The sequence below is a fragment of the Mesorhizobium sp. URHB0026 genome (genome assembly GCF_054059755.1).
On sequence record NZ_JBSSCN010000001.1, the window covers coordinates 225,297 to 238,607 of the forward strand.

The window sequence follows — 13,311 nt, forward strand, 5'->3', positions numbered from 1 at the left end:
CCTAAAAACTGAATTACGCGGCGCCGAGCCTGACCAGCACGGCTTTCGGAATATTGTATTCGCGGATGACGGCGTCGTGCTTGCGAAGGCCGCACAGTTCGCGCTGGATGAAATAGGCGTGAACGGCCACGGCAGCATCCTTGAGCAGACGGTGGCGCAACTCATCGTCCCCGTTGTCGCGCAACCGGGCCAAGGTTTCTTCCACGCGCTGTCCGGCGCGGCCGAGCGCCGCCGCCTTCTCGGCCAGTATTTCATGGCCGAGTGCGTCGAAGGCCGCGTCGGCAGCCGACGTGCCGGCAAGATGGGATGGCGGACGCAAGGACATTTCAGTTCCCTTTCCCGAACACCATGCGATGGGTGACGAATTCTTCGTCCTCCACGCGCTGAAAACCAAGCCGTTCATAGAAACCGAAAGCTTCCGGCGGCGCGCGGGTGTTCAACACGGTGAAATACCGGCGGGCTCGGTCGATCACGGTCTCGACCAGCGTTCGGCCAAGGCCGGCGCGACGGTGACGCCCGCTGACGAACAGGTGGCGGACCCGGCCGTGGTCCCTGCCCTCGAAATAGGGATCGATATTCAACCCGCAGACACCGGCGAGCTCCGCGCCGTGCCATGCTCCGAACAGCGCCTCGCCCCGCTTCAGGAACTTGTTGCGGCCGCTTGCCCAGCCATCGCCCAGGCGCACCAGCATCCAGTAACCTTCCAGCCGGCTCTCGTCCTTCAGCATGTCGAAAGCCGGCGTGACTGGCCGGAGCCGCTTGATCCCATAGTCGATCTTTGCCGATCCACCCATGCGCCTACTCCGCCGGCCGCGTCTCTTCCAGCACGCTCTCTTCGTGATAGAGGAAGCCGCCGGATTGGCGCTTCCACAGCCGGGCATAGAGCCCGTCTAGCGCCACCAGTTCGTCATGCGTGCCTTGCTCGACGATGCGGCCGCCGTCGAGCACCACTAGGCGGTCAAGTGCCGCGATCGTCGACAGCCGGTGCGCTATCGCGATCACGGTCTTGTTCTCCATTAGCCGCGTCAGATTCTCCTGGATCGCCGCCTCAATGTCGGAATCGAGCGCCGACGTCGCTTCGTCGAGGATCAGGATAGGCGCGTCCTTGAGGAAGACGCGGGCGATCGCCACGCGCTGGCGCTGGCCGCCCGACAGTTTCACGCCGCGCTCGCCGACGAAGGCTTCGTAGCCCTGGCGGTCCCTATTGTCGCGCAAGGTCAAGATGAATTCGTGGGCCTCGGCTTTTTTCGCCGCCGCGATGACCTGCGCGTTGGTTGCGTCGGGCATGCCGAGCTTGATGTTGTCGCGCAGCGAACGGTGGAACAGGGCCGTGTCCTGGCTGACGACGCCGATATTGGCGCGCAGCGAATCCTGCGTTACACCTGAGACGTCCTGACCGTCGATGGTGATCTGGCCGCTTTCGAGATCGTAGAGGCGCAGGATAAGGTTGGCCAGCGTCGTCTTGCCGGCGCCCGAAGGCCCGACCAGCCCGACCTTCTCGCCCGGCTTGACGACAAGGTTGATGCCGTTCAGCACCCCAAACCCCTTGCCGTAGTGGAACTCGACATTTTTTACGTCGATGCGCCCGCCCGCCACGACCAGTTCCTTTGCGTCCGGTGCATCCGTCAGGCCGAGCGGCTGCGAGATCAGCGCCTTGGAGTTCTCCAGCACGCCGAGATTCCGCAAGATACTGTTCATCTGCATCATCAGCCGGCCGAGCAGCATGTTGAGCCGCAGCACCAGGCTGAGCGTGAAGGCGACCGCCCCGACCGTGATCGAGCCCTCGACCCACAGATAAACTGCAAAGCAGCCGATCGCCGAGATCATGATGCCCGACAGCGTCGTCAGCGCCATGCGCACGCCGGTCAGTCTTCGCGTGAAGGGCCGCAATGCGTCGAGATAGATGTCGAAGCCGTTCCTGATGTAACGATCGTCGCCGTCAGCCGCGAACAGTTTCAGCGTCTGCACGTTGGAGTAGGAATCGACAATGCGGCCATTGATCATGGAGCCCGCCTCCGCCGTCGCTTCGGCGTGCTTGCGGATTGCCGGCAAATAGAGTTTCGCCAGAAAGCCGAAGGCGGTGATCCAGACCACCACGAGTGCCGCCAGCCTGAGGTCAAGCCCGGCGACCAGCGCCAGCGTCGTCACGGTATAGACGACCATGAACCAGACGACCTCGATGAAGCTTTCCATCAGGTCGCCCGTCGCCTGCCCGGCCTGCCAGACTTTCGTCGCGATGCGGCCGGCAAAATCGTTCTGGAAGAAGGCGTAGGACTGGCGCGAGACGTGCCGGTGCGCCTGCCAGCGCACCAGATTGTAGAAGCCGGGCGTGATCGTCTGTTCGTCGACCAGCGCCGACAAGGCGACGACCACGGTGCGGATGACCAGCACCACCGCGACCATGAACACCAGTTCGGGTCCGGCGGCGGTCCACAGCGCGTGCCAGCTCCGTTCGCCGGGCAATTGGTCGAGAATATCGACCAGCCGACCGACGAAATAGAACAGGCCGGCCTCGACCAGCGGCGCGATGCCGCCGATGACCAGCATGGCGAAGAAGGCGAACTTCGCTTGCCCAACATAGTGCCAGAGGAAGCCCGTGACGCTGGCCGGTGGCCGAAGATTCGCCGGCTCCCTGAACGGGTAGACCCAGGTCTCGAACCAGCGGTAGACGGCTGTCATCATGCGGCGGCCATCATTCTGCGGCTTGCCCCTTACCTATTGCGTCATTGGCGGCTTCGACTGGGACGTCATCGAGCAGGAACCCACCCGACTGGCGCTGCCAGAGCTGCGCGTAGAGTCCGCCTCTGGCGACCAGTTCCTCGTGCGAGCCCTCCTCGATGACGCGACCCTGGTCCATCACGACGAGCCTGTCCATCGCCGCGATGGTCGACAGCCGGTGCGCGATGGCGATGACGGTCTTGCCTTGCATGAGCTTGTAGAGGTTCTCCTGGATGGCGGCTTCCGCCTCGGAATCGAGCGCCGACGTCGCCTCGTCAAGGATAAGTATGGGCGCGTCCTTCAACATAACGCGAGCAATGGCGATGCGTTGCCGTTGACCGCCGGACAGTTTGACGCCGCGGTCGCCCACATAGGCGTCGAACCCCTTGCGTCCATGATGGTCCGAAAGTCCTGATATGAAATCCATCGCCTCGGCCCGCCGCGCCGCCTCGAGCAGCATCTCGTCGGTGGCATCGGGCCGGCCATAGAGAATATTTTCGCGCACCGAACGATGCAGCAGCGAGGTATCCTGCGTGACCATCCCGATCTGCGCGCGCAGCGAATCCTGTTTCACGCCGGCGATCTCCTGGCCGTCGATCAGGATCCGGCCGCTTTCCAGGTCGTAGAAGCGCAGGAGGAGATTGACCAGCGTCGACTTGCCGGCGCCCGAACGGCCGACAATGCCGACCTTCTCGCCCGGCTTGACCACCAGCGACAGGTTTTCGATGACGCCCTTCTGCTTGCCGTAATGGAAGCGGATATCCTCGAAGCGGATATCGCCTTTGGAAACGATGATCTCCTTGGCATCCGGCCTGTCCTCGACAAGGCGCGGCAACGAAATCGAGGCAATGCCGTCCTGCACCGTGCCGATATTCTCGAACAGGCTCGACATTTCCCACATGATCCACTGCGACATGCCCCACATCCGGAGCACCAGACCGATGACCACGGCGACCGCACCGATCGTCACCACTTGCCCCATCCACAGCCACAACGAGATGGCGGTGACCGAGAACAGCAGCAGCGCGTTCAGTATGTAGAGCGAGCCGAACAGCAACGTCACCAGCCGCATCGACCGGTAGACCGTATCGAGGAAGCCCATCATGCCTTCCCTGGCGAAGGCGGCCTCGCGGCGTGAATGGGAAAACAGCTTGACCGTCTGGATGTTGGTGTAGCTGTCGACGACGCGGCCGGTCATGGTCGAGCGCGCATTCGCCTGCTCCTCCCCGACCTTGCCCAGTCGCGGGATGAAGAAGCGCAGCAACAGGATATATCCGACCATCCAGACGCCAAGCGGCGCCGCCAGCCGCCAGTCGGCCGAACCGACAATCAACAGCATCCCGAGGAAATAGACGACGACGTAGTTCAGGACGTCGATCACCTTGATGACGCATTCGCGCACGGCAAGCGCGGTCTGCATCAGCTTGGTGGCGATGCGGCCGGCGAACTCGTCCTGGTAGAAGCTCATCGATTGCTTGAGCAGGTAGCGGTGCACCTGCCAGCGGATGCGCATGGGGTAATTGCCCATCAGCGTCTGCTGGTTGAGCAGCGAATGCAGCCAAACCGTGCCGGGCAGCGCAAACAATACGATGAAGGCCATGCCGGCGAGCTTCCAGCCTTCCGTCTGCAGGAAGGTCTCGCGGTTCTGCCCCGACAGCCAGTCGACGATGCGGCCGAGGAAGCCGAACATCCACACTTCCGCGATGGCGATGGCCGCGACCAGCACCGCATCGACAAGAATATAGGGCCATGCCCCGCGCGTATAATGCAGGCAGAAGGCAACCAGCGTCCTGGGCGGCTCGACCGGTTCCGCTACCGGAAACGGATCGAGCCTTCTTTCAAACCAACTAAACAACAACATAGGTCATGCCTGTGAAATCTGTTTTCCGCTTACGCGGCTTGGCGGTGTACGAAGTCCTCGGACCGCATGGCATCGAGGGCCGACGCTCCGGAATCATCCGGAGCGTCGGCCCTGCTTCGCGCTATATAGGAGTTCGCCGGCTTTTCGCCGACAGGCATCTTTGTCGATCCTGACGACACGACGCCACCGGTCCGGTTTTTCGCGCCCGGCCGGATCAGCCGGATGATCCGGCGCACCAGCGACGGACGGCTCGGATCGGGTACCGCGCGCGAGAAATCGACGTCCGGCAGCATGCCGCGATGTGGACGCCGGCGTACTTCGGCATGAACCGCCGACGAATAGGTGTCGCCGATCAACAGCGCCCAGGTCGGCAGCCGGTGAATATGCAGGCTCCTCGATCCGGGTATTCTATAGGGATCGAACATCGGTCGGTCCTCCGTGTTGAAATAGAGATAAAAAGGATGATCGACATCGTGCCGCGGGATCGGCGGCGGATCAGTCGGAACGCGTTGGGACGGGGCCATCGGCCCCTTCGGCAGCTTGAAAAACATCGCAGGATTCCTTCGAAGACCCGGGTAAGGTTTCGGCGGAAAATCGGTGCGGAAGTGTCTAAAAGATCAGGAGAAACGTCGTACCGAAACCGCCAGGGCGCAAATAAGCCCACAGGTGGGGCGCTGGATGTACATGGCCATCATGAATTACCCCTCCATCGGTTCGGGTTGACAATGTTGTTCGTATACCCGACTTCCAAAAAAATGGCCACCCGCAGGTCCAGGAATTTCCAAAACCAGGAAGCTGCTGTGGCCGATCTGCCACTTATTAGAAGGACGCGGAAGTGAACCCTGGTCTCCGCATCGCGCTCTACCAACCTGACATTGCCGGCAATACCGGGACAATCCTGCGCTTCGCCGCTTGCCTCGGTCTCGGCGTCGACATCATCGAGCCGGCCGGCTTTCCGCTCTCCGACAAAGCGCTCAAGCGCGCGGGCATGGACTACCTCGAAATGGCTGCCCTGACCCGGCATGTCGACTGGCACGCCTTCGAGGAGTGGCGCAAGGCCCGCGCGGATCGGCTGGTGCTGCTGTCGACCAAGGCTGCGACCCCCTACACCGACTTCAGCTTCACCAGCCGCGACATCCTCCTGTTCGGCCGCGAATCCGCGGGCGTGCCGGATCCAGTCCATCAAGCGGCGGATGCGCGCCTGACCATCCCGATGCAGCCCGGCGCGCGCAGCATCAACGTCGCCCTTTCCGTGGCCATGGTGGCGGGCGAAGCCGTCCGGCAACTCCGATAGGGGATCGCCGGCAGCGCCGTCCGCGGTGATTTTTTCCCAGGCGCACATCCGCCTTCTCCTTGGTTTGCACAGTCAGGCTTTCTTGGCTACAAGCTCAACTTAACTTGAGGTCAAGCGGAAAGTTCAAAAATGCCGCCGGTAACGGAATTGACGGTCGGCCAGGTGGCCGCGCGCAGCGGCGTGGCTGTGTCGGCACTGCATTTCTACGAGGCCCGCGGTCTGATCCGCAGCCATCGCACGGCAGGCAACCAGCGGCGCTACGGCCGTGACGTGCTGCGCCGGGTGGCCATAATCCGGATTGCGCAGGAGGTCGGCATCTCGCTCGCGGAAATCGGTGCCGCGCTTGAATCATTACCTGAAGGCCGCACGCCGACGCGCGAGGATTGGAATCTGCTTTCAACGGCTTGGCGCGATAGCCTCGATCAGAAAATCAGCCAGCTAAAGAAGCTGCGCGACGGCCTGACCGACTGCATAGGCTGCGGCTGCATGTCGATCGACAAATGCCCGCTTCGCAATAAGGGGGATCGGCTGGCAAGGGAGGGAACGGGCGCGAGGCGCCTGTTGGTCGAGCGCTAATCCGCAGCCGGCAGCCGCCTTATCGTGAACTCGATCAGATCGCCCGGGCGTTCGAACCAGCTCTCGATCTCGGTCCAGTAGGCTTGCTTGGGGAAGCGCTCGAACCATTCCTTGGCCTTGAGACGGGCGTCCGAGCGCGGCAGGACGAAGGTCTCGCGCAAAAAGCCGTCGCGCGGCATGCGTGCGCGCTCGGCCCGGCTTTGATCGAGCCTTTTCTTCAGGCCATCCAGCGGCGGTCTTGCCGGGGTGCGCACGAACCAACTCCTTGCACCTGGCGCATGACCCCGAAATCGGAATCGGGTTTCAGAAAGGATCATGCGCGAAACCAAAGTGACTTGACCCTGTCCCTTAAGAGATTAGGGATCGCGCCCGGAAAAGACGAGTCTTTTGTCGACTCACCGCCCCGCAACCGGAGACGGCACTTGGAACGACCTGAAATACCGGCGGGGCTGCCCGCCGACATCGAAGAAAAGAAGATGAAGGCCCGGCTTTGGTTCGAGGCGCTGCGCGAGCGCATCTGCGGCGCTTTCGAGCATATCGAGCAGGATCTCGGCGGGCCGCTGGCTTCGTGGTCACCGGGCCGTTTCGAAAAGACTCCCTGGGAGCGCGATCACGGCAAGGGCGGCGGCGGCACCATGTCGATGATGCACGGCCGCGTCTTCGAGAAGGTCGGCGTCCACACTTCGACCGTTTATGGCGAGTTCTCACCCGAATTCAGGAAGCAGATGCCCGGCGCCGAGGAAGACCCGCGCTTCTGGGCATCGGGCATTTCACTGATCGCGCATCCATGGAACCCCAACGTTCCGGCCGTGCATATGAACACCCGCATGGTGGTGACCTCGCGCCAGTGGTTCGGCGGCGGCGCCGACCTGACGCCGGTGCTCGACCGCCGCCGCACGCAGGACGATCCCGACACGATAGCCTTCCAGCGTGCCATGCAATTCGCTTGCGAAAAGAATGCCGCCGTCGCCGACTATCCGAAATTCAAGGCCTGGTGCGACGAGTACTTCTTCCTGCCGCACCGCAACGAGCCGCGCGGCACAGGCGGCATCTTCTTCGACTACCTGCATCCGGAAGAAGAGAAGGGTGGCTGGAATGCCAATTTCAACTTCGTCCAGGATGTCGGGCGTTCTTTTCTCGTGGTCTACGGTCACCTGGTGCGCGCCAACTTCAACGAGAACTGGACCGATGGCGACCGCGACGAACAGCTCGTTCGCCGCGGCCGCTATGTCGAATTCAACCTTCTTCACGATCGCGGCACCATCTTCGGGCTCAAGACCGGCGGCAATGTCGCCTCGATCCTGTCCAGCCTGCCGCCCGAGGTGCGTTGGCCATAAAAAAATTGTGAGCGCGATGTGAGGCCGCATTGATGTCCGATTGTTCGAATCTGGGCGCGGAATGTGACACAATGAATATCTTTTTCGTCTAATATCCATCTGAAAAAACTGGGTTATTTGTCGCATTCGGGTCGGGAAGCGCCGGTGGTTTGCCTGAGGGCAATTCCAGGAAAATGCGGTTTTCCCTTCGGAATTGCGTCGGAACAGGCGAACCGCGACTCGACGCGACCGGACGGCCCGAAGACGATGCGGATCATCTTCGTCAAAGGATGGCCGCTTTCCCAGGAGTATATCAGCATGAGAAAGATCATTGTTTCCGCTGCCGCGGCTGCCCTTCTTGCTTCCGGTTCGGTGGCGTTCGCCGCCGTCAAGCACACCACCGGAACGGTCAAGAGCTTCGATGCGACGGCCAAGAGCCTGGTTCTCGACAATGGATCGTCTTTTACGCTTCCCCAAACCTTCAAGGATCCTGGCCTGAAGGTCGGCGAGAAGGTCAGAATTTCTTGGGACATGAGCGGCAAGGACAAAGTTGCCGAGGCAGTCAAGATCGTGAAGTGACGGCCTGCCCGCTGGGCTAGCGTAAGAGGGCGGAGCAGTGCTGCTCCGCCTTTTCACCGTTGACCGCAACCAATATCCCGCCATCTGTGTTATGGTTTTCACCCCGCGCATGATCGGAAAAGTTGGATCATGGGCCAAAAAAGTACCGGGGCCTCGCAGGCTCCACGGAGGAAAAGGAGAAATCCGATGAAGGAATTTCACTGCGGGTCGCTGGTTCCCGGCTGTGAGTGGCATACCCGTGCCGGTGAGGAGGCCGAAGTGATGCGCCGTGCCGTCGAGCATATGCGCGAGACACATGGCGAAACGACCATCCGCGAGACGATGATCGAGGCTATCCGCTCCCGAATTGAGAAGGCCCGCGACGCGGCGTAGGGCGCGCGCGCGGGCTGTCGATATCAGCAAAAGAACCGCGGTGGCACGCGGGTAACGCGCGTCGTACCTGGCTTATTTCGACACATGCGGCCCGCGCCTCAAAAAATCATATTTGCTTCAGCTAAATAAACTGTGCGGTAACCGAACCCGTGCGATCGTCAGATTGATATCCAGACTACAGGGGCTGCCAGAGAAGCCCGTCGCCGTCAGGCACTGGTCCGGAATCGATAGGGCGAGGTGTTTCGCGGATGCGCGAAAAGTCCGGCAATCGCGCGAGTTTGTGCGCAACGGCGCTCCTGCCGTGGGCGCTCCTCGGCGCGCCACAGGCGGTTGCCCAGGAAATGACGACATCGTTCATCGACATCCACCAAGGCTCGCCGCTCAGCGACAAGGCAAGAGGCCTGAGTGACGGCGGATATGAGTTGCAGTCCGGAAGCCGGGTATCGTTCAACCGGTGGTATCAGACAAACTGGGTCGACACGCATGTGGACCTAATGACGCAGATCACGGAGGACACCGGTATCCTTTGGGGGTTCGGCACCGGGGAACAAGGCGAGAAGTATCGGATCGAGCCCAGCCTCAAGCTTGGTTTCCTCACACAGATACATCCGAGTGCGAACAGCATACTGTCCCTGTCGTTCACCACTACTTTCGGCGGTAAGCTCACCGAAAAGCCCTGCCAGGCCGATTATGGCGATCTGGGCACCTACGGCGTCAATTGCCGGCTCGCCGCCGGCGAGATGGCGCCCGAGGAAACCTTGAAATTTCTGGTTAACGCTAAACCGGAGAGCCAGCATCTCTGGCTGAATTACCGTGTTACTTTCTGATCGCGAGGGCGAGGCACGAGATGTGGCGTTGCCTTCGGAGACTCGCGGTCGTCCATCGTAGCTTCTGTTTGAACCGGGGTAAGATCATGTCAAATGCACGTTGGAAGTTCGGTATCGCCACGGCCCTCGCCATTCTGCCGGCTTCCATGGCGGCGGCTCAAGAAGCTGGCGGTCCGGATCCGCTATCCGCGCTCTGCAGGGGCGGTCAGTCGAACGCTTCCATATGCTTGAGCGCAACCTTGCCGGCGGCCACATTGCAGACCTTGCAGAGTTGGATGAGCCCGGATGTCGGAGCCGCATGGCGTGCGGGCTACAAAGGCCAAGGCGTCACAATCACGATCGTGGACGATTTCTCCAGCACATCGAAGTTCAGCGGCAATTTCGGCATCGGCACGCAGACCCAGCGCCACGGCGAATGGACCCGCGAAGAAGCCAGCATGGTTGCGCCCTCGGCAACCATCAGATCGAAAGACTTTTCCACCAGTTCATCGGTCGCGCTGTCGCCGGGCCTGAACGTGCTCAATCTGAGCTATGGCATGTACGCCAACGCGGGTTATAGCCCCAACCAGATCGGATGGAGCGCCGAGGAAGCCTCCATCATCTCCTATGCCACCAGGGGAACGGCCGTGGTTTCGAAGGCTGCCGGCAACGACGCGGTTGCCGTGGGCGGCGTCACCAGCGGCCAGCAGGATTACCTTGACCTTGCCCTGGTCGGAAAGGCATCCGCGATTTTCGTCGGCGCGCTCAACAGCAACGGCACGCCGTCGAACAAGGCCAGCATGGCCTGGTACTCCAACGTCGCCGGCTCCAACCAGGCTGTGCAGAGCCATTTCCTGGTCGTGGGTGTCACCGGGGACAAGACCGGCCTTTACGGCACCTCTTTCGCCGCGCCGATCGTTGCCGGCTACGCTGCCATCGTGGGCAGCAAGTTCACCAAGGCAACGCCGACTCAGATCACCAACCAGTTGCTGAATACGGCCCGTACCGACACGCTGGCCAACTATAGCGCCTCCGTCTATGGCAAGGGCGAGGCAAGCCTTTCGCGTGCCCTCGCTCCGCTGTCGATCAAGTAGCGGCACGGCCCGCCGGGCAACACCGGCGACGAAGACCAGCAGTTCTGGCCTACGTTTCAAGTGCCTCCGCGGCGCGCTTGATCAGTGCGTCGCGATCGGGCGTAAAACTCGCATCGACCCATTCCGCTTCCAGGTTCTTGAGGATTTCGCCGAGCTTCGGCCCTGGCGTTGCGCCGAGCGCGGTCAGATCGGCGCCTCGCAAGGGAAATTCGGGCTTTTTCCATTTGAGCACAAAGGAAAGCAGGCGCGAAAAACCGCCAGCTTCGAGCAGCGCTTCATTGTCCTCGACGGCCCGCACCCGCGCCGCGGCAAGCGCAAGCCGCAGGCGGTCGACAAATCCTTGGCGGTCACCGCGATAGAGCCTCTTCGCCAATTCGCCCTCGGTCGTCTTCGGCTCGACTGCCGTTGCCGTCGACCAATGGCGCAGGCGATCCGCTTCAGCGGTCGAGAATTTCAGCCGCTCCGCAAGCGCCTTCATGCGGGCCGTATCCGGCGGCACCATCGCCTCCAGCCGCAGCATCGGATCCACTACCCAGCCGAGGTCCTTCTCGGCCCTGGTCAATCCGTGGATCGCATCGATGCCCCATTTCTCGCTTTCCGACAGCGCGGCGGTCAAGACACCAGCCTGCCGCATCCAGAGCAGCGCCCGCGAGGGATCGGGTGCGGACAAAAGCTTTTTCAGTTCGGACCAGATGCGCTCCGCCGAGAGTTGGGCGAGGCCTTCCTTCAGCCGGGCGCAGGCCTTCAGCCCCTCGGCGTCGGGCCGGCCTTGGCCATACCAGGCGAAGAAGCGGAAAAAGCGCAGGATGCGCAGATAATCCTCGCGGATGCGCGCCTCCGGGTCGCCGATGAAGCGCAGCCGGTGTGCCTCGATGTCGGCGATGCCGCCGACAAGGTCGACAACGCGGCCATCGGCCTCAGCATAAAGCGCGTTGATGGTGAAGTCGCGCCGCTCGGCGTCGAGCTTCCAGTCGCGCCCGAACGACACCTTGGCGCGACGGCCATCGGTCTCGACATCGGCGCGCAAGGTGGTGATTTCATAGGGTTTACCATCGGCAACCACGGTGATGGTGCCATGCTCGATACCGGTCGGCACCGCCTTGAACCCTTCCGCCTCGGCGCGGCGGATGGTTTCCCGCGGCAGGCAAGAGGTTGCTATGTCGATGTCGGTGACAGGCTGGCCCATCAGCACGTTGCGTACGGCGCCGCCGGCGATGCGCGCCTCTTCACCGCCTTCGGTGAGCGCGCCAAGCAGGCGCTGCAGATGCTTGTCGAAGAGCCAGTCCGCCCTGCCCGCGATCGAAACACTCACGCATAGAGCCTTTCATAAAGCGTACGAATGATCCCGGCGGTGACACCCCAGATGCGCTGGTCGCCATAGGGCATGTCATAGAAGAACCATTCGAGATCGTTCCACATGCGGCTGTCGCGCTTGTGGTTGGCCGCGTCCATCAGGAAGCGCAGCGGCACTTCAAAGGCGGCGTCGACCTCATCGGCGTTCAGGGTCAGCTGGAAATGTGGCCGCACGATGCCAAGCACCGGCGCGATGCGATAGCCGCTGCCGGCGACGTAATCGGGCATCCGGCCGATGATCTCGATGCGATCCTTGCCAAGGCCGATCTCCTCGAAGGTCTCGCGCAGCGCCGCCGCCTCCGGGCTTGCGTCGGTCGCATCGATCGTGCCGCCCGGGAAAGCCACTTGCCCGGAATGATTGCGGAGTTTTTCGGCTCGTTTGGTCAGCAGAACCGTCGCCTCGCCGTCATGGTCGACCACCGGAACCAGCACGGCAGCGTTGCGCAGCGGCTTGCCAGGGTTAAGGCGCGGATGGCCGGGATTGAAGCGGTGATCGCCATAGTCGCCCCCGGCATGCGCCTCCGGCTGCGCGGCAAAGCGCGCGCGAAAATCCGCCGACGAAAACGGCGCCGGAGAGACCTGGTCCATCATGCGCTCAACCGCTTCAACTGATCGGCCGGCATGATCGGAAACACGGCGTTCTTGGAGCGCACCGAAAACATCGTCCTGCCGTCGATTTCGATCTCCTCGCCATGCCCGACCAACTCGTACATGACCGGCCGCGCCACAAGCGCCTCCAGCCTGCCGCGCACCAGCACATAGGGCTTCAAACCGCCGGTCCCGTTCTCGTCGACGAAGCGCAGCGGCCGCTCCGGTCCGGCCTCGATCACGTCGCCGACATTGGTGCGGAAGGTGATGACCTGATCCTCGCCTTCGCCCGAAACATCGATCTCGACGGCGACGAAAGGCGCATCGGCGACGCGGATGCCGACTTTTTCTACCGGCGTCACCAGATAGGTCCTGCCGTCGGCGTCCTTGCGCAGCACGGAGGAGAAAAGCTGCACCAGCGGCATCCGGCCGATCGGCGTGCCCAGGTAGAACCAGGTGCCGTCGGCCTTGATTTCCATGTCGAGATCGCCGCAAAAGTCGGGATTCCAGCGCTCGACCGGCGCCGCGCCCTTGCCTGCGCGGGCCGCGCGCGAGATCAACGCCTCGAGGCCCCGAGCCTCGGTGGCCTGCGTAAGGCTTTGTTGGCGATGTTCGTGGTGTTCGCTCATCGTCACGAAATAGTCACTGTTGTTCCGCTTGTCAGCCTAAGTCTGTGATTTAAGTTCAACCATAGGCGCCCCGCGAGGCCGAATCGCGGCAGCCTATGGTATGGTGCGGGCCAGCATTTCCAAAC

Annotated in this window: 16 protein-coding genes; 7 read left to right on the forward strand and 9 right to left on the reverse strand. The window is 62.1% G+C overall.

The window, feature by feature from the left end; translation table 11 throughout:
* Window positions 1–13: 13 nt before the first annotated feature.
* The 5 genes from ACVWWD_RS01165 to ACVWWD_RS01185 are packed head-to-tail and all read right to left on the reverse strand — an operon-like array spanning window position 14 to window position 5,130.
* A complete protein-coding gene (locus ACVWWD_RS01165; protein ID WP_352553498.1) occupies window positions 14–325 on the reverse strand; it encodes a DUF6665 family protein in 312 nt (103 codons plus the stop codon).
* 1 nt (window position 326) lies between these two features.
* The gene (locus ACVWWD_RS01170; RefSeq protein ID WP_023770294.1) at window positions 327–794 is read right to left on the reverse strand and encodes a GNAT family N-acetyltransferase; all 468 of its coding nucleotides are present in this window, start codon (window positions 792–794) and stop codon (window positions 327–329) included.
* A 4-nt stretch (window positions 795–798) separates the two neighbouring features.
* Window positions 799–2,682, reverse strand: a complete 1,884-nt coding sequence (locus ACVWWD_RS01175; RefSeq protein ID WP_352573878.1) for an ABC transporter ATP-binding protein — start codon at window positions 2,680–2,682, stop codon at window positions 799–801.
* A gap of 10 nt (window positions 2,683–2,692) precedes the next feature.
* Complete coding sequence (locus ACVWWD_RS01180) at window positions 2,693–4,579, reverse strand: ABC transporter ATP-binding protein (RefSeq protein WP_352553494.1); 1,887 nt, start codon at window positions 4,577–4,579, stop codon at window positions 2,693–2,695.
* Window positions 4,580–4,608: 29 nt separating this feature from the next.
* Complete coding sequence (locus tag ACVWWD_RS01185; protein WP_457102868.1) at window positions 4,609–5,130, reverse strand: hypothetical protein; 522 nt, start codon at window positions 5,128–5,130, stop codon at window positions 4,609–4,611.
* A 284-nt stretch (window positions 5,131–5,414) separates the two neighbouring features.
* Between ACVWWD_RS01185 and ACVWWD_RS01190 the strand changes: the two genes are divergently transcribed.
* Window positions 5,415–5,873, forward strand: coding sequence for a tRNA (cytidine(34)-2'-O)-methyltransferase (locus ACVWWD_RS01190; protein ID WP_352551847.1), 459 nt, complete (start codon window positions 5,415–5,417; stop codon window positions 5,871–5,873).
* 129 nt (window positions 5,874–6,002) lie between these two features.
* On the forward strand, window positions 6,003–6,449 hold the full coding sequence (gene soxR / locus ACVWWD_RS01195; protein WP_023770298.1) for a redox-sensitive transcriptional activator SoxR: 447 nt from the start codon (window positions 6,003–6,005) through the stop codon (window positions 6,447–6,449).
* On the opposite strand, the gene ACVWWD_RS01200 is transcribed toward soxR, so the two are convergent.
* On the reverse strand, window positions 6,446–6,703 hold the full coding sequence (locus ACVWWD_RS01200; RefSeq protein WP_023770299.1) for a hypothetical protein: 258 nt from the start codon (window positions 6,701–6,703) through the stop codon (window positions 6,446–6,448). The genes soxR and ACVWWD_RS01200 overlap by 4 nt on opposite strands.
* A 168-nt stretch (window positions 6,704–6,871) precedes the next feature.
* On the opposite strand from ACVWWD_RS01200, the gene hemF reads away from it, so the two are divergent.
* From hemF to ACVWWD_RS01225, 5 genes are all read left to right on the forward strand, one after another.
* The gene (gene hemF, locus ACVWWD_RS01205) at window positions 6,872–7,786 is read left to right on the forward strand and encodes an oxygen-dependent coproporphyrinogen oxidase (RefSeq protein ID WP_352551850.1); all 915 of its coding nucleotides are present in this window, start codon (window positions 6,872–6,874) and stop codon (window positions 7,784–7,786) included.
* 297 nt (window positions 7,787–8,083) lie between these two features.
* Window positions 8,084–8,344: a DUF1344 domain-containing protein gene (locus ACVWWD_RS01210; RefSeq protein WP_023770301.1), complete on the forward strand. Its 261-nt coding sequence runs from the start codon at window positions 8,084–8,086 to the stop codon at window positions 8,342–8,344.
* Window positions 8,345–8,530: 186 nt separating this feature from the next.
* Complete coding sequence (locus tag ACVWWD_RS01215; protein WP_023770302.1) at window positions 8,531–8,716, forward strand: DUF1059 domain-containing protein; 186 nt, start codon at window positions 8,531–8,533, stop codon at window positions 8,714–8,716.
* Between the two features lie 248 nt (window positions 8,717–8,964).
* On the forward strand, window positions 8,965–9,543 hold the full coding sequence (locus ACVWWD_RS01220; protein ID WP_031247653.1) for a hypothetical protein: 579 nt from the start codon (window positions 8,965–8,967) through the stop codon (window positions 9,541–9,543).
* A gap of 86 nt (window positions 9,544–9,629) precedes the next feature.
* A complete protein-coding gene (locus tag ACVWWD_RS01225) occupies window positions 9,630–10,616 on the forward strand; it encodes a S8 family serine peptidase (protein WP_352551852.1) in 987 nt (328 codons plus the stop codon).
* Between the two features lie 49 nt (window positions 10,617–10,665).
* On the opposite strand, the gene ACVWWD_RS01230 is transcribed toward ACVWWD_RS01225, so the two are convergent.
* The 3 genes from ACVWWD_RS01230 to ACVWWD_RS01240 are packed head-to-tail and all read right to left on the reverse strand — an operon-like array spanning window position 10,666 to window position 13,186.
* Window positions 10,666–11,928 carry a CCA tRNA nucleotidyltransferase gene (locus ACVWWD_RS01230; protein WP_352551854.1) on the reverse strand — a complete coding sequence of 421 codons (1,263 nt, stop codon included), beginning with the start codon at window positions 11,926–11,928 and terminating at the stop codon, window positions 10,666–10,668.
* The gene (locus ACVWWD_RS01235; RefSeq protein WP_352551878.1) at window positions 11,925–12,557 is read right to left on the reverse strand and encodes a CoA pyrophosphatase; all 633 of its coding nucleotides are present in this window, start codon (window positions 12,555–12,557) and stop codon (window positions 11,925–11,927) included. Before ACVWWD_RS01235 ends, ACVWWD_RS01230 begins: the two co-directional genes overlap by 4 nt.
* Window positions 12,557–13,186, reverse strand: coding sequence for a DUF1285 domain-containing protein (locus ACVWWD_RS01240; protein WP_023770307.1), 630 nt, complete (start codon window positions 13,184–13,186; stop codon window positions 12,557–12,559). The genes ACVWWD_RS01235 and ACVWWD_RS01240 overlap by 1 nt, the downstream gene beginning before the upstream one ends.
* Window positions 13,187–13,311 lie beyond the last annotated feature (125 nt).

Bases quoted from the DNA above. Each gene is read 5' to 3' on its own strand.
- ACVWWD_RS01165 (WP_352553498.1), bottom strand. From the start codon at position 325: ATGTCCTTGCGTCCGCCATCCCATCTTGCCGGCACGTCGGCTGCCGAC.
- ACVWWD_RS01170 (WP_023770294.1), bottom strand. From the start codon at position 794: ATGGGTGGATCGGCAAAGATCGACTATGGGATCAAGCGGCTCCGGCCA.
- ACVWWD_RS01175 (WP_352573878.1), bottom strand. From the start codon at position 2,682: ATGATGACAGCCGTCTACCGCTGGTTCGAGACCTGGGTCTACCCGTTC.
- ACVWWD_RS01180 (WP_352553494.1), bottom strand. From the start codon at position 4,579: ATGTTGTTGTTTAGTTGGTTTGAAAGAAGGCTCGATCCGTTTCCGGTA.
- ACVWWD_RS01185 (WP_457102868.1), bottom strand. From the start codon at position 5,130: ATGTTTTTCAAGCTGCCGAAGGGGCCGATGGCCCCGTCCCAACGCGTT.
- soxR (WP_023770298.1), top strand. From the start codon at position 6,003: ATGCCGCCGGTAACGGAATTGACGGTCGGCCAGGTGGCCGCGCGCAGC.
- ACVWWD_RS01210 (WP_023770301.1), top strand. From the start codon at position 8,084: ATGAGAAAGATCATTGTTTCCGCTGCCGCGGCTGCCCTTCTTGCTTCC.
- ACVWWD_RS01215 (WP_023770302.1), top strand. From the start codon at position 8,531: ATGAAGGAATTTCACTGCGGGTCGCTGGTTCCCGGCTGTGAGTGGCAT.
- ACVWWD_RS01220 (WP_031247653.1), top strand. From the start codon at position 8,965: ATGCGCGAAAAGTCCGGCAATCGCGCGAGTTTGTGCGCAACGGCGCTC.
- ACVWWD_RS01225 (WP_352551852.1), top strand. From the start codon at position 9,630: ATGTCAAATGCACGTTGGAAGTTCGGTATCGCCACGGCCCTCGCCATT.
- ACVWWD_RS01235 (WP_352551878.1), bottom strand. From the start codon at position 12,557: ATGGACCAGGTCTCTCCGGCGCCGTTTTCGTCGGCGGATTTTCGCGCG.
- ACVWWD_RS01240 (WP_023770307.1), bottom strand. From the start codon at position 13,186: ATGAGCGAACACCACGAACATCGCCAACAAAGCCTTACGCAGGCCACC.